Consider the following 16182-nt stretch of genomic DNA (forward strand, 5'->3'; position numbering starts at 1 on the left):
TTTCCAGGCGGGGGAGGGGTTCCTCCCCGGTGTAGGCCAGCAGGGTAAGCTCTTCGAGCCGGTAGTGGGGCTGGGCGTCGTGCAGGACGGCCAGGCTGGCGTAGGAAAGGGCCTCAGGAAACCGGCCCAGCCGCCGCAGGGTACGGGCCAGGGCGAAGGCCAGGCGGGCCTGCTCCACCGGGGGGGTGGCCTGGGCTTGCAGGCGGTGCAGGGCTTCCTGCAGGGCCAGGAGACCATCCCTGGGTGGGAGCGAGAGGCCCAGGTGGTAGAGGGTCAGGGGGGTCTGGGCGGTTTGGGCCGCGGCAAGGGCCAGGCGGCGGTAGGCCTGCGAATCGCCCTGACGATAGGCCGCAAAGCCCAGAAGGGAGAGGCGCTCGGCCTCAGCGACGCTTTCTTGGGGCCGCCAGGTTTCCAAAATAGTCTGGGCCTCGGCGACCTTACCCAGGGCCAGCAGGGCCAGCGCGGCAGTCTTGGCCTCTCCCTGACGGTGGGCCAGAGCGAGGGCTTCGGAGTAGCGGCCCTGCCGGTACAGGGCCAGGGCGTCCATGGGGCGAGTATAGCAAGCTATACCCCTCCTCATCGTGGTGCCCTCCGGTTGCCACAAGAACAGGAGAACGAGGCTTGCCAAGGTCAGTCTCTGCAAAGTGGAACATTTCAAAACGTGGTACGATTGAAATATGAAACACCCTGTGGTTCAGCAGGCCGTGCAGCTTGGGGTCAAAGGGCGCCTGGTGCTACCCGCCGGAGTACGCAGGGTTCTGCGGCTGCAGGAGGGGGATCGTCTGCTGCTGCGGCTGCGGGAGGATGGGGTAATCGAGCTGGTCAAGGCGCAGGAAGTTGTCATGGGGAATAAGGGTCTCTTGCAGCGCCTCTATCCCGCCCTGAAGGGGAAAACCCTAGCCCAAGAACTGATCCAGGAACGGCGCAGGGAGGCCCTGCAGGAATGAGCGTGGTGCTGGATGCCTCGGCCCTGCTGGCCTACCTCAACCAGGAGGCGGGGGCCGAGGCAGTTGCCAAACAGATGATTGGGGGCGGCTTTATCAGCGCCGTCAATCTGGCCGAGGTCTACAGCAAGGTGGCTGAGTGGGGCCAGGACGTGCGCCTGCTCGAGCAGGCCCTGGTGCATCAGGGTTTGCTGGGGGGTGTATTAGAGGTGGTGCCCTTCGGCCCCGAGGACGTCCTGCTAGTGGCAACGCTATGACCCCTGACCAAAGCCCAGGGGCTATCCCTGGGGGATCGGGTCTGTCTGGCCTTGGCCCAGCGGCTGGGATTGCCCGCCATCACCACCGACAGCGCCTGGAGCAACCTGGACGCAGGGGTTGAGGTGCGGGTTGTGCGTTAGGACAGGCTCCTTCGATACGTCAGCGCCTCGGTCAGGTGAGCCTCCTGGATGTGCTCCGCCCCCGCGAGGTCGGCGATGGTACGCGCCACCCGCAGGATGCGGTCGTAGCTCCTTGCGCTGAGGGCCAGGCGCTGGGTGGCGGCTTGCAGCAGGGCCTCGGAGGAGGCAGAAAGCACCGTGTGTCGCCGCAAATCGCGGCCAAAGAGTTCGCTGTTCAGCTTGCCTTGGCGGGACTTCATCCGCTCCCTGGCTGCAAGCACCCGTTCTCTCACCGTGGCGGTGGGCTCCCCTTCCGGTGCGCGGGAGAGTTCGACTGGGGTGAGCCTTGGCACCTCCACCACCAGGTCGAAGCGATCCAGCAGGGGGCCGGAGATGCGGTTCACGTAGCGATTGCGCTGGGTAGGCGTGCAGCTACAGGGTTTCTCCGGGTCGCCGAACCAGCCGCAGATGCAGGCGTGTGCAGTGCAATCGGGGTATTCAGGGCAAGGTAGCCTACCTTCTTCCCCGCAAAAAGCCGGGGCCGGGAGGGAAGGTGGCGATACGGGCTCTGCTGGTGGAGGAGTACCGCCAGACCGGGGCTTCCATTCACAGCCTGGCAAGGAAGTATAGGGTGGGCGATGGGACAGCCTGGGGGTGGGTGAAAGGTTCTGAGTCTTGAAGTCTCAACAATGCTCGGCATTTTACGCACCGGCTGTGGCAGCAGGAGCCAGGTGTTGTGCCCCAGTAATGTATATGATGTATACTTAGATTATGGTTCGCAAACAGCTCTACCTCCGCGAAGACCAGGAACAAGAGCTCAAGCTCAAGGCCCGCGAGACCGGCCTCTCCGAAGCCGAGCTGGTGCGACTGGCCCTGGACCGGTTGCTGCATGAGGGCACGGCCTCCCTCCCCGGCCATGTACAGGCCCTGGCTACGTTTCTGGAACAGGCCCGGAAGATCTCCCAACAGCACCGCCTGCCCGAAGGCTGGCGCTTTGAGCGGGAAGCCCTCTACACCCGTGAGTCCCGCTGGGGTGGGGGTGAGGGTTGAACCCCCGCTATTTGATCGACACCAACCTTCTCATCTACCCCCTAGATGCCCGCGACCCCAAAAAACAGAAAAAGGCTGCTGAGATTCTCTTGAGGCTGGCCCAGGAGGGGCGGGCCGCCCTGCCGGTGCAGGCCTTGAGCGAGTTTGCCAGCGTGGCCCTGCGCCGGCTTTCGCCACCGCTCGAGGCCGAACCGGTTCGGTTGGAGATCGAGCGGCTGATGCTGGCCTTTCCTGTGCTCCCCCTGACCGCACCGGTGGTGCTGGAGGCCCTGCGGGGGGTAGCTCAGCACCGTCTGAGCTACTACGACGCCCAGGTCTGGGCCACCGCACGGCTATACCAGGTGCCGGTGGTTCTGTCGGAGGACTTCGCCATGGGGTCTGTGCTGGAGGGGGTGCGGTTCGTAAACCCGCTGGTGCAGAAACTTTAGAGCGCTCTTCACATGTTTTGAGCCACCCAGTTACAGAAAAGCCCTGTCCTGGACAGAGCAGTGGCCGCCGGGAAACTCGAAACCCAAGCACCCGTGGGCCCGGCCCGGCCCACGCTTGGGTGCGTAACATGCGTCTAGGCTCAGACGCATTCTCGTTTTTGCTGGCAACCACGTTTGTGAGAAGCCTGTAAGGCGTGGGAGGAGGATAGAGGTGGGGTTTTGCACGTCTGAATTCATGGCTTCCAGTGCAGCGTGTTGGGAGATTTCAATTCGCTCTATACCCCTCAGCCTGCAGCCGCCAAAGCTCGGCATAAAGGCCGTTGCGGTGCAACAAAGCCTGATGCGAGCCCTCCTCCACCAAACGCCCCTCCCGCAGCACCAGAATCCGGTCGGCCATCTGCACCGAGGCCAGGCGGTGGGTGATGAGGAGCACGGTCTTACCCTGGGCCAGCTCGGCAAAGCGCTGGTAAAGGTGGGCCTCTTCCTTGGGGTCGAGCGAGGCGGTAGGCTCGTCCAGAACCAACACCTCAGCCTGCCGGAAAAAGGCCCGCGAAAGGGCTATCCGCTGCCATTCTCCTAAAGAGAGATCCGTCCCCCCGAACGCTTTAGAGAGTAGCGCCTCCGGACCAAGCCGCCTGAGCAGTTCCGAAGCCCCCCCGGCCCTGGCGGCATCTTCCAGACGCCCAGGGTCAGATTGGCGCTCCAAATCGGCCAGGGCAATGTTTTCCCGCAGCGTAAGCGCGTAGCGACCAAAGTCCTGAAACACCGCGGCCACCAGGCGCCGCCAGGCCTCCAGGTCTAGCTCCCGCAGGTCTACCCCATCCACCAAGATGCGGCCCTCGCTGGGGTCGTAGAAGCGGAGCAAGAGCTTAACCAGCGTGGTTTTACCGGCCCCGTTCTCCCCCACCAGCGCCAGCCGTTCGCCTCGGCGCAGCTTAATGGAGATCCCCTCCAGGGCCCGCCGGCCATCTGGGTAGCTAAACCCTACGTTTTCAAAGCGGATTTCCTCAAAGCGCTGCGCCGAGCGGCCTGCGCTCGAGGGGGCGAACGCAGAGGGCCGGGCCAGAAAACCCTCGAGCCGTTCGAAGTACAGAAGGCTCTCGTACAGCATGCCGCCATCCTGCACCAGGCCGTAGAGGTTTTGTTGCAGGCTGCCCACCGACTGCAAGAGAAGCACCAGGTTGCCTAGCCCCCCCGAACCCAAAAGGGCCTGGCGCAGACCCAGGTACAGCGCCGCCGCCGTGGCCAGCGCGCTGACAAAAACCAAGCCGCTGGCCCCCAGGGCCTGCCGCCCACGCGCGCGGCGGAGCTCTTGGTGTAGCCGCCCAAAAGCCTCGAGGTAACGCCCACGGAAAAACGGAAGCAGACCAAAGAGGCGCACCTCCTTGGCGGCCTCGGGGTTGAGCAAAACCTCGGCGTAGTAGCGCATCCTCCGGGCCTCAGGCGCGCTAAAGAGCACCGCCTCCCACACCCCCTTTTGCAACCTGAAGGTTAGCAGCGCCTGCGGCAGGGTGGCCAGGAGCAACAACAAGGGGAAAATGGGGGCCAAGGTGAGGAGCAAGAGCAGCACCCCGGCTACGGCAATGCCCCCGCGAAAGGCGTTGCCGAAGAAAACCAGCAGGTTGAGCGGCTGGTAGGGCGCTTGGTCGCGCAGCACCTGAAGTTCGTCGTAAAAACCGGCGTCTTCAAAGGGGGTCAGATCGGGCAGGCCCGCCGCCTTCTCCATCAGCAAGAGGTGCACTCGAGCCGTAAGCCGCTCGTTCACCACCCCCTGCAGGTAGGTCACCCAGGGCACCAGCAAAAAGTCGAGGGCAAACAGCAGGGCCAGCCCCGCCAGTGGCGCCAGCAGCGCCGGGCTGAGGGAGCCGCTGCCCAACCCATGGACCAGACCATCCACCAAAGCCCGCGTGGCGCTCAGCACCCCCACCGGTATCAGGCCGCTTGCGGCCAGGAGGCCCACCAAGAGGCTGGCCTCGAGGGGGGCGGCTTGAAAAACCTGGCGAAGCGCCGGGACGGTTTGGTGTAACAGGGAGCGCCTATGAGCCAGTCGCTACCACCTCCCGGCTTGCCTCTTTAGCCCAGCGCCCAGGATCCATGTAGTTGGAAGCAATATGGGCCCACTCTTCAGAGCTAATCGGGCAAACTTCCTCGACAATATACCGCTTGCGCATAGGCTTCGTGGAATCGTGACGCAGGATCGCCTTGTGTCCCTCAGGAACCTCCACTATCACGAAAGATTTGCCTTCTTCATCCCACTCCCAAATCGGTACGCTACCTGCCAAGGCATAGAAGGCATCCCTGTTCTCATCCAGATTTCGAGCATGCATGCTTGATGGACAATACCAACAAGACGTGCGGTATTTCCCGCAAGCCACTACCTCGAGGGGTCGAACATAGTAGCGAAACTTGTACACTTCACCGAAGAAAATCAGAGAAGGCTGCTCAAATGGATCTCACGCACACCTCCGGTCTTTTTGGAAGTCAGGAGCACATAAACATCGTCCATGCTGGGGGTGACCAGGCGGAAATCGTCTAGGGCCTCCATACCCACCTCCCCCAGTACCTGGCTCAGGAGCAGCTGAGCTTCCTCCGGCCAGGCGGTGAGCTCAAAGAAGCCGGGTCTGGGGTTGCGGGAACCAGGCAGGCTCATGAGCCGAGCCTCGGCCTGGAGGAGATAGGGCTCCTTGACCCGAACCTCCAGGCGGACCAGGTTAGCCACCGCCCGCTTGGGCTCCCCGGGGGAGCCCAGCGCGACCAGCCGCCCGCGGTCGATGAACGCGGCCCGCTCAACGTAGCGCTCGGCCTCGGCCAGGTTGTGGCTGGTGAGAACCACGGTCACCCCATGTTGGGCCCGCAGTTCGTCGAGGAACTGCCAAAGGCGGCCGCGGTTGGCCGGGTCAAGTTCGTTGGTGGGTTCGTCCAACACCACCCCTCGAAGCTTCCCCATAAAGGCCGACAGCAGAGTGGGCAGGCGCACCTGGCCACCGCTTGGCGATGGGCAGTAGGTCGAAGCGCTCCAGCAGGGCCTGGGCCTGTTGGTGGGCTTTTGGCACTGGCAAGCCTCGCAGCACCCCAGCATAGACCAGCACCTCGGCCACCGTGTAGTTGCGCAGGATGGGGGCCCGCTAGCCGTAGAAGCTCACGTAGCGGGGAACCAGCGAGGGATGGCGCACCACGTCTTGGCCCAACAGGTCGATGCACCCCGAGCTGGGCCGCAGCAGCGCAACCATCTGACGCACCAGGGTGGTCTTCCCTGCCCCGTTGGGGCCGAAGATCCCCAGGATCTCTCCCTGGCGGATCTCGAGGGAGATCGCATCGTTAGCCAACACCCCCGCACTCCGTAGCGTTTGGTGAGCTCGCGGATGACATAGAGGGTCACGACAACCCTTCAGTAGGTTCCGAGTACACCTTGCTGCCGCGCCTGGCGTAGGGCACGCCGGAAAAACCCAACCCCCAAGGCCAAATACGCAAGGGTGTTGGCCCCGGCGAGCCACAAAAGACCCGGTCCGGGGTTCTCTCCTGGCCCCAGGAGGAGGCGCAAAGCCGCCGCCGAGGGAGCCAGGGGCAAGAAATACCCCAAAATACCCCAGGGCCAGACCAGGGCTTCAAAGCGGATAAGAAAAAGACCCAAGAGAGGAAACTGTAGGAGGCTTAGTAGCTGGCCCAGCCGCTTGTAAACCAGGGCCAGTCCCCCCAGGAAAAGCCCCAGACCTAAAGCGCCCAGGGCCAGGGTCGCAAGAGGCAGCAGGGTCAGGGGATGGAAGTCTAGCCAGGCCCCGGAGGTGAGGAGGATAGCGAGGAAGACGGGGATGTTCAACAGGCCAATCTGGAAAAGGGAGACAGCGGATCGAACCAGCACCACCCCCAATAGCCCTGGGCGGGTGAGGGCTAGCTGCTCCAAAAGCCCCGCCAGGGCCTCCTCCGCCAGGGTGGAGGCCATATGGGAGAGCAGGGAAAAGGCCAGCGTCCAGGCCAGGAGGCTCACCACCAGGGCCTCCAGCCGCTCCCCGAAGAAGGTAGGGCCAGCTAGGTAGCGGACCCCAGAAAAGAAGAGGGCAAAGACCACCACGGCCCCCAGCACACCCCCCAGAACCTCCAGGGGGTAACGGAAAAAAGCTCTCAAGTAGCGCCAGAACTCTATGTAGGCAACCTGGAGCACTGCACGCTCCTTTCTCTGAGTACGCGCCAGAAAAGCCCCGCGAGAGATAGGCTCTCCCGTTCTACCCGCTCGATGGGAAGGGGATCCAGGAGGCGAAGAACCTGCCAAAGGGTTTCCTCTCCCACCACCCGAATCACCTTCCCCTCCACCTCCGCCTCGACGGCTCGAAGCTGAGCCAGGCGCGGATCCCCCTCCTCCAAAGGCGCTTGGAGTTCTACCCGGTAAGGGGCTCCAGGAGAACCCTCCAGCACCTCTCGAGTTCTTCCCTCCAGGACGATCTCACCCTCCAGGAGGATGGCCACTCGGTTGGCCACAGCCTCCGCAAAATCCATCTGGTGGGTGGTGAGGAGGATGGCCTTATGCTCTCTGAGCCTCAGCAACCAGGAGCGAATCGCCTCCTGAGCTTCCAGATCTACCCCCAGCGTGGGCTCGTCCAGGAAGAGGATGGGAGGGTCGTGCACCAAAGCGGCGGCCAGGGCCGCCCGCTGCTGCTGGCCCCGGGAGAGGGTGCCCACGGTTTGATGGGCCTTCTCGGCGAGCCCAACCGTTTCCAATAGCTCGAGCCCCCGCCGCCGGGCCTCTTTAGGGATGAGGCCGCGCAAGGTGCCAAAGTAGATGAGGTTCTCCAGGGCGGTCAGGCGCCAGTAGAGGTTGCGGTTGCCCTCCAGCACTGCGCCCATCCAGGTTCGCTTTCCCTCCCGCGGCACCTCCACCCTCCCCCCATCCGGCTCCACCAGGCCTGCCAGGATTTTGACCAGGGTGGTCTTCCCGGCGCCGTTGGGGCCTAGGAGGGTCAGGATCTCCCCCCGGAAGAGCTCCAGGCTGACCCCCTTCAGCGCCTCGAGCCAGCCCCTCGCCTTGGGATAGCGCTTGCGCAGGTCGTGGGCCTGGAGGACTGGGCCGGAGGGGTCGGTGTTCTGTACACTTGGGTCCATAGGCGGCTCACGTAAGGACTGCTTCCATGCTAGGGCATATGAAGTCTATGTGGGCTCCGGTAACCCCATCGCCTACAGCAAAGTGAATACCACGGGCGCCCTCGTTAAGAACAGAGTTGACGCTCCAGTCGAGGTTGGAAACGTCCAGGCCGGGGTTGTTGCTGACTGCCATTTCCACCAAGATGAGCTCGAGTTGGGGATTAGAAAGCTCCCCTATCTCATCGGTGAAGTCGGCTCCATCCGCTGAACGCACCTCCTTCAGTTGTGAGTTTTCTATTTTGATCTTCAGCGGAAATCTTCCTTCTTTGATCAGCCCTTCCGGCAACTGCCATGCTCTTGTAGGTAAATGAGTAAGCTGGTTGGGCATGATTCTGTGATGGGCGATGGCTACCCCTGGGATCTCTACTTCACCGTTGACTATGTATCCCGGATGGAAAAAATCTTCGTTATCTGGAATCATGGCTATTTCGAAGAACATACCTATCGCTTCCCACTCTCCTGGCAACAAGCCTACCTGTGTGCGGGGGAGCATAAGGTCCAGCCTCTCCTTCAGGGTTACCTCTAATTCACCATAGGCCCCTTTGAATACCAGGCGTTGAACTTCACCCTCCTCCAAAATAGAAACCCACCTAGCATTCTCATTAGTGGCATGTGTGAAATCCGAAGAAGCCAGCAGATTAAGAGAATAGATGGACGCCTCCAAAGAGGGGTCAAAGGCGACCAGGGGTACGATTAGCACCCGGCTTCCTTTGAAAAAGCGCTCGAGCCGAAAAAAAGAGAGCCCATCCCTTGTGGTAGGCAAAAGAACCACATTTTTGCGTCGGTGCTTAGGGAGACCTGCGACATCATCTAAGAGGTAAGCTCCTAGGTTGTGAGCCCTTAGCCAAGTCACAAGGTCTGGAGAATCCGTCACAAAAAGGGGGTTGGGCGAACCAAAGACAGGCGCCAAGGATTGTTCGAGTTTGACCTTCAATTCGCCGTCCATTAGGCCTCCATGGAACTGCAACCGCAACACAACCTGAACCACTCAGCTAGAGCCCCACCCCGCAGGGGCAGCTCACTGAAGAGGTGCGGGCAGAGGCAGGGTCATACGCAAATTGAGGAATCCACGAGTAGTTCACCGAGTAGCTGTAGGCAATAAGGCCCACAACGGGCTTATCAGAGGGCGCTCCACCAAAGTTGCACATCGGATCGGCATAAGGCCTTGAAGCCTTCTTATGATGGCCCTCTGACACAAATCTAAGCAACCGAGGCGTCTTCAGCGTAAGCTGGATGGTCTTCTCCATCAAAATCACCTCCCTGAAAAACCTGGTAATCAGACCGTGTTGCGGCTGCAGTCTTTTTTGTTGTACCACCCCCCAGGTAACCAAACCCCCTCTCAGAATGGTGACCTTCTTAACTCATTTTGGTTACCTTCTGACCCGGTTGGTTACCTGGGGTTCAGCGGCTGGGATTGCCCGCCATCACCACCGACAGCGCCTGGAGCAACCTGGACGCAGGGGTTGAGGTGCGGGTTGTGCGTTAGGACAGGCTCCTTCGATACGTCAGCGCCTCGGTCAGGTGAGCCTCCTGGATGTGCTCCGCCCCCGCGAGGTCGGCGATGGTACGCGCCACCCGCAGGATGCGGTCGTAGCTCCTTGCGCTGAGGGCCAGGCGCTGGGTGGCGGCTTGCAGCAGGGCCTCGGAGGAGGCAGAAAGCACCGTGTGTCGCCGCAAATCGCGGCCAAAGAGTTCGCTGTTCAGCTTGCCCTGGCGGGACTTCATCCGCTCCCTGGCTGCAAGCACCCGTTCTCTCACCGAGGTATCTACCAAAATGCGGGTTACTAGCGGGACTCCCGCAGCGCGCGCAGGGTTTCCTGGGTGAGCTCGAGCTCCACCCGCCCGGCGTGGGCACGGATGCCCCGGCGGCGGCGCTGGCGCACCAGCTCCTGCAAGGCCCGCTCGATGGCCTCCCGTTTGGTGCGCACCCCTAGCACCCGGCGGGCCTCTTCCAGCAGGGCTTCGTCAATTTCGATGGCCATGCGGGGCATAGTGCTCCGAGTATACGCTTGCTCGCGTGCATTCAAGTGTGCTTCCAAGTAGTGAAAATGCCAACTAGCCATCCAGAACGTGTGTTTATGTGCTATTGCAGTCCTTTGGCGTGGAAATTACCCCCAAAATGGGGGTTTCATGTCAGCGAAGCACCACAACTGCGGCTCGGCCCCTGGGAGTGAAGCGACATTACCTCCTGGCCTGAAGGGGGATGCGGAATGTGGGTTCTACTTGACGCTATCCTAAAATTAGGATAATCTCCAACAATCAACAGGCCGCGCATTGGTTGCGCCAGGGATTGGGGGTTTCATGCTGAGCAATCGCAGTTGGTTATTGCTGGCGGGTACAGGGCTGATTCTGACCCTAGTTTCGTGCTGATCGGAGGTTGTGCCAACGAAAGAAAAAACTCCTGAGGACTACCCCTTCACCCCTCCAGCTTACACGGGCCTGCCAGCAAAGCGCCCCGTTACTAAGGTGCTCACCAATTTTGCCCAGAAGACCATCAAGGACTTCTCAATAGACGGCAAGCTCACCATTGACACCCGCGCCGTACCGCCGCTCCGTAGGCAGGGTGAATTGGGGACGATGAGCGTGGACGAGGTGGATCAGGTCGAGCCGGGCACAGTGATCGTCAGCCCGCCTACCGACGAGGCCCCTTACGGGGTACTGCGCAAGGTGGACTCGATAACGAAAAATCCCGACGGAACCGCCACCATAGAGACCTCCCAGGCTACGCTGGCCGAAGCTATCGCAGGCTCTGACTTGAAGCCGGAGGACATACAGCAGACCAGCTACACCGTGCCGGTGAACATCTCGGTGCTGGCCGTGCCCAAGGCGGGTGCGCCGCAGAACCTGACCCTGCCGGATTACCTCACGCCGGAATCAGCCAAACAACTCGCTTCGCAGTGGGATTTCTTTCCCGTAGAAGGAGGGCGCTGCGAGGAGCCACCTGCTGAAACGCTTCCACTCGGAACCGTCAACCGCAAAGCGTGCATTCAGCTAAAGCTTTGGATGACGGTGAATGTGGACATCGGCTGGTGGTTCGTCTTCCCCTACCTGAAGGGTTTCGGCGCCTGGGCCAATGGCTGGGCAAAAGTAGAGACCTCGGTCGCCTACAACGTGCAGGCTCCGGCTCTACAGCAGACCGTGAATCTCCCCGGTGTTAGCCAGACTTTCCTCGACACCACGGGAGGGGTAGGGGTCTTCTGGATCGGCCCCATCCCGGTGGTTGTCACGCCAAAAGTGATCCTCCAGGGTGGACTCAGCGGCACTTTGAGCATCCAAGGAGAGGCGCGCGTGACGGTGAGCAGCAGCATACCTTCGGTCTCCTTTGTATTAGGAACCGAATGGAGCCCGGTGCAGTACGGCTTCTACTGCGGGAATACCGTTGCAAACGGCTACTGGGGGTGCAGGCCGGTGAACAATGTCCCAGAGAAGCTAGAGGCGCTGCGCCAGCAGTTCAGCACCTGGAACCCGTATTCCAACCCTTTGGTCTTGTCGGGGACAGCCCGCATTACCACCACCCTCGGCTACAGGGCAAACCTGAGCATACAGGCCGGGGTTTATCTCTATGGCGTAGTGGGGCTCGCAGCGGCCCTCGAGCCCTACGCCGGGCCGAAACTCCGAGCATGGGTCGAGTACAGCAGTCAAGACCCCAACCAGCCGGTGACCGGTTTTTCGGCAGGCATTTACGGCGGGCTGGATGGCAGAGTCATGGCCGGGGTCAACGTCCTAGGGATTAACCTGAGTGGAGACGTCATTCGTCCGGGTCCAATTGTTCCCGAAACCGCCCTGCTGCCCGAGTTTTCCAAATGCTGGCGCGGAGTGGGGCTCATCCCTTGTCCCTGATGGAGGTGTGATGAAAGCCGCGTTTTTCGCACTGCTGAGCCTCGGCCTGAGCGCATGCAGCGTGCTGCAACCCACGTATCCCATCGAAGCAGTGGTATGGGATGGCAGTTATCGCGGTCGCTCCATATTTGAAAGCGACGGCGACTGGGTGGTCACCAAACATTTCGATAGCGATATCTTCTATTTCACCCTGCGCAAGACCGAGGCCGCTGACCCGGAGCTGGACAACCAGCAGTTTGTGCTCAGCGCTGGTTCCGCTGGGTATGACGTTAGTCTCTATCCGACGTCCGCGAAGTTTGGGCAGCGGGTTGGGCTTATCGTCCGGAACAAACCCGGTATGCCACCCCCTCCCCCAGAGCAGCGGTTCGTGTATGTCTTGGTAAGTTACACAGAAAAGGGGAAGGGAAGAACGAGATCCATTCGCTTCTTTATAAACGACCTCACCGCTAGAAGGTAGGCTCGACAGGATAAGGAGGTAAGCGATGAAAACTTTGGGTTTGGCATTGTGGTTGAGTTTGGCGGTATTGGTGGCCGGTTGTGGCCCACAAAAGGCTACCGACTCGGCAGGCAAACGGGTGATGACGACCTCGGATTCCCTGAACTACTTCAACGTCCAGGACGTTGGAGAGGTCAGGCCGCTCCCCAGGGGCAAGCTATACCTGACGGCGCAGGACATCCGAGCCAGGGGCGACGTAGACCCCCAGTCGCTCAGAGCGCTCTCGGCCAACCCGGACGAGGGCTACATCGAGGTAGGCGACTGGTACATACCAGGCCGTGTGTACCGAGGTCTGCAGGAGACCACGCCGTACAACGTGAGCTTGGAGGCGATGAACGTGCTCGAGGGGCCGGAGCTCCAGTTCCTGTTCAACGCTACCCCCGACGAGATGCGATCGGAGCTGGAAAGGGTCGGATTGAGTGTGCGCGACGTGCGTGAGCTATCGGTGGACGGCGAGTTGAGCATTGACGACTTGAGAACGCTCGCGAGTATGGCTGACCAAAGAAGCGCGCCTGCAAGGCTGGCTGTGATGAGCGGCCGTGGCTTCCGCACCATTCTCGAGAGCCGGATCACCGCGCGTCAGGGGAGGGATGTACGATGAGCTGGAAATTCCTTTACCCGCTGTTGTGCGGTTTGGTTTTGGTCTCGAGCCTGAGCCTGGTCTCCGCCAAACCTTCCCCGGGCCGCTCGACAAGCGACCCCTTTACCGTGCAGGGAGCTTCTCGCGCGTCGGATCCCAAAACGGACTGCATTGCCCAAGGAGGCAGAGGAACAGCCACCGCTCGCAATACCGCCACCACCTCCAGCAACCGCCCCGTCGCCAACCTGTACTACCCCAGGTATCTTGCGACCAAGGCGGTGCTAGTTTTCGCAACCTTCGCAGGCGGCAGGCAACTCGTGGCCCAATCCGACTTTGACACTCCCACGGCTAAAGCGCGTGGGATTCTTGGTTCAACGAGGACTGCCTGCTATGGGCAGGTCTTACACCCTCTCCCCAAGCGTTTAGCGTCTCCGTGTGCCCCACGGCGACGGGAATCGTGCGGATTCCCTCAGCCCGGATGTTCCGGGCCGCGTTGAGGTCTCGGTCGTGTACCGCCCCGCACCCACACGTCCAAACCCTCTCCGAGAGGCTGAGCGTTGGGTTGATGCTCCCGCACTCCCGACAGAGCTTGCTGCTGGGGAAGTAGCGGTCGATTACGGCAAGGTGTTTGCGGTGCCAGAGCGCTTTGTACTCCAACTGCCGCCTAAACTCGCCCAGGGCCGCATCCTGAACCGACCTGGACAGCTTGGTTCTCGCCATTCCTTTGAGGTTCAGGTCTTCGATGCACAGCCCGTCGTACTGCCGAACGAGTGCAGTGGTCAGCTTGTGCAACCAGTCTTGGCGTTGGTTGCGTATTCTGGCGTGTACCCTGGCTAACTGCTTTCTTGCTTTCTCATGGTTCTTGCTCCCTTTCTGCTTGCGGGACAGTGCCCGCTGTGCCCTGCGTAGTTTGGCAAGCCCCTTACGGTAGAACCGGGGTGGGTCTATGGGAGGGCTTCCGTCCGAGAGCACCGCAAAGTGGCTGAGCCCCAGGTCAATCCCCACCACCCGCTCAGGGTTGGCGGGGGGCAGAGGTACGTCGGGCACCTCGAACTCGGCGGTCAGGGTGACGTACCACTGACCCTCAGCGTCTTGCTTGAAGGTGGCCCCTTTGATACGCCAGTCTATCGGCTGGCTCTGGCGAATCCTGACCCAGCCGACCTTGGGGATGTAGACCTTGCTTTCCTCCACCCGGACGCGCTGGGGGATGCGGAAGCGGGGTTCATCCCGCTTCTTGCTCTTGAAGCGGGGAAACCGAGCCCGCTTGCTGAAGAAGGCTTGGTAGGCCCGGTCAAGGTCTCTCAGGGCTTGTTGGAGTAGCTGGGCATCCACATCCTTCAACCAGGCCGTCTCCGGCTGCTTCTTCAGAGCGGTCAGTTCAGCGGCTTGCTGGCAGTAGGTCAGGCCCTTGCCAGTAGCCGCGTAGGCCTCTTTACGCCTCTTCAGCCCCCAGTTCCACACGAAGCGACGAGCCCCCGCCATCCGCAACAAAGCGTCGCCCTGGGCTTGGGTGGGCTCCATGCGGAAGCGGTAGACCTTGCGGTAGACAGCCATTCAGTCCCTCGTCTTCTGGGCAGCAATGTACTGCTCGATGGTCTTACTGCTGACCATGCCCGCCGTGCTCACAAAGTACGAGCGCGTCCACAACGCGGGCAGTCGGATGAGGTGGGGAAACTCCCGGCGCAGCACGTGCGAGGTGTAGCCCTTCAGGCGGTGGGCGACCTGGTTGGGGGCCACGCCGGGGTCTACCGAGATAACGGCGCTTTCCACTGTCGCCACCGCCACCTTCCCCAGTACGCTCACCCCGTCGCGTATCCTGCTGTTTGCATCTTCGATGAGCTTGTTCGACCGAGTATGCTCCGACCCCGACCTGCTGCACAACCGCGCGGTTCCGTTCTCACATGGTTACTACCTCTTCTCTCCCGCGTTGTCTGGGCTTTACGCGCAACTAGGGATGTACGGGGCGAGCTTTGTAATCTATGCCGCCCTGCTGCTGGGCCTGTGGGCCTTTTACCACCACCGGGCTACCGGCGTGGCGGTGTTCGCCATCGGGGTAGCCCTCGCCATCGTGCTGAGCAACGCGTTACCGCAGCCGCGGCTTGAGGGCTACCTCGAGGTCAACTTGGTGCAGCCAGGAATCGTTGGGGACGGCGAGCATTTTGTCACACGCAGCGAGGACTACTTGCGCCGCGAACTCTCCCCGCAACTCAGGGGTGGGGCGCTAAATGTGTTGCCTGAGAGCAGCCTGTTCAACTATGACTTCGACACCGACCACCTAGGGCTGCTCGCCCACGACAACTTGCTTATCGGGGGCACCATCCGCAGCCAGTCCTTGGTTTACAACTCCGTCGTTCTGTTACAAAAAGGGCGGGTTACCGCCCGCTATAACAAGATCTTTCTGGTGCCGATAGAGGAGGACGCCCGGCTTCAGGCGGGTAATGAGCGGCAAACCAACACTCTCCGCTTCGGTGATGTGATTCTGGGCGTAGGTATTTGCTATGAGTCTTCCTTTGAGCGGATCAGCCTGAAAGCCGTTCATAATGGAGCACAAGCCCTGCTGTTTCTTTCCAACACCCAAAGCCCTCCAGCCACCGCTCTACAGCTCAGGAGTGTGCAGGTACGTTCGGCAGAGACCGGGAGAGTCGCGCTGTTTGTCGGGATGGCGGGGAACACCTCGATGACAGATGCCAAAGGCAAAGTAGTGTGGCGAATGCCCTGGGCTAGCTCCGAACGCCGGGCAATATCCGTCCCGCTCTACTCCGGCCTCACCAACGCGGTGCACTTTTCAGCCCAATTGAGCTACATTTTGGTGGCAGTCACGTGCGCTACTTTGGTGAGCCTTCTGTGGAAAGGGCTGCACAGAAAAGCCGAGAGGGATCATCAAGGCAGGCGCGACTTTTAAAACTCAAAACTTGCATTGTCCGAATATCCCGCATAAACACGCGCCACCTGCTCTTCCTAAGGCACGAAGTTCCTGCAAGAGCATGCGCAAAGAAGTTTGGGGAAAAGGAGCCGAACCGCAGACCGCGCCGCAATAGCACGCCATACTGCTCCTATTCTAGTCATCTACCTCGGACTGAAGTCCGAGGCTTGCAGGTGGCACGATAGCCGTGAATAGCATTTCATGCCCCCGCGTTCGGCTGGATGACATTGGTACGGGCATAGCCCGGCGGCATACGCCGCTCAACCGCAGCCCGGCAGCCTATGTTGACCGCCGCGAAGTAGTCCGCAGGCCCAGAGCACCCGCAGACCACACAGCGAAAGAGCGCCTGCGTGGGACGGTTGGCCCGCTCGGTGTGCCCGCAGGCCGGGCACTCCCGCGAGGTGTTGCGTG

The 16182-nt window shown here is 61.2% G+C and carries 18 protein-coding genes and 3 pseudogenes; 8 read left to right on the forward strand and 13 right to left on the reverse strand.

The window, feature by feature from the left end:
- Positions 1–547 (reverse strand): annotated as a pseudogene (locus Mrose_RS15470) (tetratricopeptide repeat protein); the annotation flags it as partial.
- Between the two features lie 130 nt (positions 548–677).
- On the opposite strand from Mrose_RS15470, the gene Mrose_RS15475 reads away from it, so the two are divergent.
- On the forward strand, positions 678–947 hold the full coding sequence (locus tag Mrose_RS15475; protein ID WP_119279780.1) for an AbrB/MazE/SpoVT family DNA-binding domain-containing protein: 270 nt from the start codon (positions 678–680) through the stop codon (positions 945–947).
- Positions 944–1201: a PIN domain-containing protein gene (locus Mrose_RS19500; protein WP_245969980.1), complete on the forward strand. Its 258-nt coding sequence runs from the start codon at positions 944–946 to the stop codon at positions 1199–1201. Before Mrose_RS15475 ends, Mrose_RS19500 begins: the two co-directional genes overlap by 4 nt.
- 137 nt (positions 1202–1338) lie before the next feature.
- Here Mrose_RS19500 and Mrose_RS15485 read toward each other — a convergent pair.
- Positions 1339–1794, reverse strand: a pseudogene (locus tag Mrose_RS15485) (magnesium chelatase subunit ChlI family protein); the annotation flags it as partial.
- 298 nt (positions 1795–2092) lie between these two features.
- Between Mrose_RS15485 and Mrose_RS15490 the strand changes: the two are divergent.
- Together Mrose_RS15490 and Mrose_RS15495 are read left to right on the forward strand one after the other, a co-directional pair.
- Positions 2093–2371, forward strand: coding sequence for a hypothetical protein (locus tag Mrose_RS15490; protein ID WP_119279782.1), 279 nt, complete (start codon positions 2093–2095; stop codon positions 2369–2371).
- A complete protein-coding gene (locus Mrose_RS15495; RefSeq protein ID WP_119279784.1) occupies positions 2368–2799 on the forward strand; it encodes a PIN domain-containing protein in 432 nt (143 codons plus the stop codon). Before Mrose_RS15490 ends, Mrose_RS15495 begins: the two co-directional genes overlap by 4 nt.
- A gap of 265 nt (positions 2800–3064) precedes the next feature.
- On the opposite strand, the gene Mrose_RS15500 is transcribed toward Mrose_RS15495, so the two are convergent.
- From Mrose_RS15500 to Mrose_RS15530, 8 genes are all read right to left on the reverse strand, one after another.
- The gene (locus Mrose_RS15500) at positions 3065–4759 is read right to left on the reverse strand and encodes an ABC transporter ATP-binding protein (protein ID WP_245969986.1); all 1695 of its coding nucleotides are present in this window, start codon (positions 4757–4759) and stop codon (positions 3065–3067) included.
- A 468-nt stretch (positions 4760–5227) separates the two neighbouring features.
- A complete protein-coding gene (locus tag Mrose_RS15505; RefSeq protein WP_245969984.1) occupies positions 5228–5746 on the reverse strand; it encodes a hypothetical protein in 519 nt (172 codons plus the stop codon).
- Positions 5747–5924: 178 nt separating this feature from the next.
- Positions 5925–6128, reverse strand: coding sequence for an ATP-binding cassette domain-containing protein (locus Mrose_RS18985; protein ID WP_182482862.1), 204 nt, complete (start codon positions 6126–6128; stop codon positions 5925–5927).
- 59 nt (positions 6129–6187) lie between these two features.
- Positions 6188–6958 (reverse strand): ABC transporter permease, encoded by a 771-nt coding sequence (locus Mrose_RS18990; protein WP_182482863.1) that lies wholly within the window; start codon positions 6956–6958, stop codon positions 6188–6190.
- On the reverse strand, positions 6937–7893 hold the full coding sequence (locus Mrose_RS15515) for an ABC transporter ATP-binding protein (protein ID WP_119279792.1): 957 nt from the start codon (positions 7891–7893) through the stop codon (positions 6937–6939). Before Mrose_RS15515 ends, Mrose_RS18990 begins: the two co-directional genes overlap by 22 nt.
- Positions 7894–7900: 7 nt before the next feature.
- Positions 7901–8878 carry a CgnE/CgnB domain-containing protein gene (locus Mrose_RS15520; protein WP_147371681.1) on the reverse strand — a complete coding sequence of 326 codons (978 nt, stop codon included), beginning with the start codon at positions 8876–8878 and terminating at the stop codon, positions 7901–7903.
- Between the two features lie 536 nt (positions 8879–9414).
- Positions 9415–9690, reverse strand: coding sequence for a magnesium chelatase subunit ChlI family protein (locus Mrose_RS15525; protein WP_275052666.1), 276 nt, complete (start codon positions 9688–9690; stop codon positions 9415–9417).
- A gap of 26 nt (positions 9691–9716) precedes the next feature.
- Complete coding sequence (locus Mrose_RS15530) at positions 9717–9923, reverse strand: type II toxin-antitoxin system VapB family antitoxin (protein ID WP_119279798.1); 207 nt, start codon at positions 9921–9923, stop codon at positions 9717–9719.
- Between the two features lie 388 nt (positions 9924–10311).
- On the opposite strand from Mrose_RS15530, the gene Mrose_RS15535 reads away from it, so the two are divergent.
- Genes Mrose_RS15535 through Mrose_RS15545 form a run of 3 tightly spaced genes read left to right on the forward strand, consistent with a single transcriptional unit; the run spans position 10312 to position 12869 of the window.
- Entirely contained in the window at positions 10312–11772 is a 1461-nt protein-coding gene (locus tag Mrose_RS15535) for a hypothetical protein (RefSeq protein WP_147371682.1), read from the forward strand.
- A gap of 10 nt (positions 11773–11782) precedes the next feature.
- The gene (locus Mrose_RS15540) at positions 11783–12229 is read left to right on the forward strand and encodes a hypothetical protein (protein WP_119279802.1); all 447 of its coding nucleotides are present in this window, start codon (positions 11783–11785) and stop codon (positions 12227–12229) included.
- Positions 12230–12254: 25 nt separating this feature from the next.
- The gene (locus Mrose_RS15545) at positions 12255–12869 is read left to right on the forward strand and encodes a metal ABC transporter substrate-binding protein (protein WP_119279804.1); all 615 of its coding nucleotides are present in this window, start codon (positions 12255–12257) and stop codon (positions 12867–12869) included.
- A gap of 327 nt (positions 12870–13196) precedes the next feature.
- Here the strand turns inward: Mrose_RS15545 and Mrose_RS15550 are convergent, their stop codons facing one another.
- Positions 13197–14402, reverse strand: coding sequence for an RNA-guided endonuclease InsQ/TnpB family protein (locus tag Mrose_RS15550; protein ID WP_119279806.1), 1206 nt, complete (start codon positions 14400–14402; stop codon positions 13197–13199).
- Positions 14403–14594: pseudogene (locus Mrose_RS15555) on the reverse strand (IS200/IS605 family transposase); the annotation flags it as partial.
- An 88-nt stretch (positions 14595–14682) separates the two neighbouring features.
- Between Mrose_RS15555 and Mrose_RS15560 the strand changes: the two are divergent.
- Entirely contained in the window at positions 14683–15750 is a 1068-nt protein-coding gene (locus Mrose_RS15560; RefSeq protein WP_119279808.1) for a nitrilase-related carbon-nitrogen hydrolase, read from the forward strand.
- A 220-nt stretch (positions 15751–15970) separates the two neighbouring features.
- Here the strand turns inward: Mrose_RS15560 and Mrose_RS15565 are convergent.
- Positions 15971–16182 (reverse strand): zinc ribbon domain-containing protein (locus Mrose_RS15565; protein ID WP_147371683.1); only part of this gene is annotated, 212 nt, incomplete at its 5' end.

This window comes from Calidithermus roseus, assembly GCF_003574095.1.
Classification (GTDB): domain Bacteria; phylum Deinococcota; class Deinococci; order Deinococcales; family Thermaceae; genus Calidithermus; species Calidithermus roseus.

Bases quoted from the DNA above. Each gene is read 5' to 3' on its own strand.
- Mrose_RS15530 (WP_119279798.1), bottom strand. From the start codon at position 9,923: ATGCCCCGCATGGCCATCGAAATTGACGAAGCCCTGCTGGAAGAGGCC.
- Mrose_RS15490 (WP_119279782.1), top strand. From the start codon at position 2,093: ATGGTTCGCAAACAGCTCTACCTCCGCGAAGACCAGGAACAAGAGCTC.
- Mrose_RS15540 (WP_119279802.1), top strand. From the start codon at position 11,783: ATGAAAGCCGCGTTTTTCGCACTGCTGAGCCTCGGCCTGAGCGCATGC.
- Mrose_RS15515 (WP_119279792.1), bottom strand. From the start codon at position 7,893: ATGGACCCAAGTGTACAGAACACCGACCCCTCCGGCCCAGTCCTCCAG.
- Mrose_RS15475 (WP_119279780.1), top strand. From the start codon at position 678: ATGAAACACCCTGTGGTTCAGCAGGCCGTGCAGCTTGGGGTCAAAGGG.
- Mrose_RS15550 (WP_119279806.1), bottom strand. From the start codon at position 14,402: ATGGCTGTCTACCGCAAGGTCTACCGCTTCCGCATGGAGCCCACCCAA.
- Mrose_RS19500 (WP_245969980.1), top strand. From the start codon at position 944: ATGAGCGTGGTGCTGGATGCCTCGGCCCTGCTGGCCTACCTCAACCAG.
- Mrose_RS15560 (WP_119279808.1), top strand. From the start codon at position 14,683: ATGAGCTTGTTCGACCGAGTATGCTCCGACCCCGACCTGCTGCACAAC.
- Mrose_RS15545 (WP_119279804.1), top strand. From the start codon at position 12,255: ATGAAAACTTTGGGTTTGGCATTGTGGTTGAGTTTGGCGGTATTGGTG.
- Mrose_RS15505 (WP_245969984.1), bottom strand. From the start codon at position 5,746: ATGGGGAAGCTTCGAGGGGTGGTGTTGGACGAACCCACCAACGAACTT.
- Mrose_RS15520 (WP_147371681.1), bottom strand. From the start codon at position 8,878: ATGGACGGCGAATTGAAGGTCAAACTCGAACAATCCTTGGCGCCTGTC.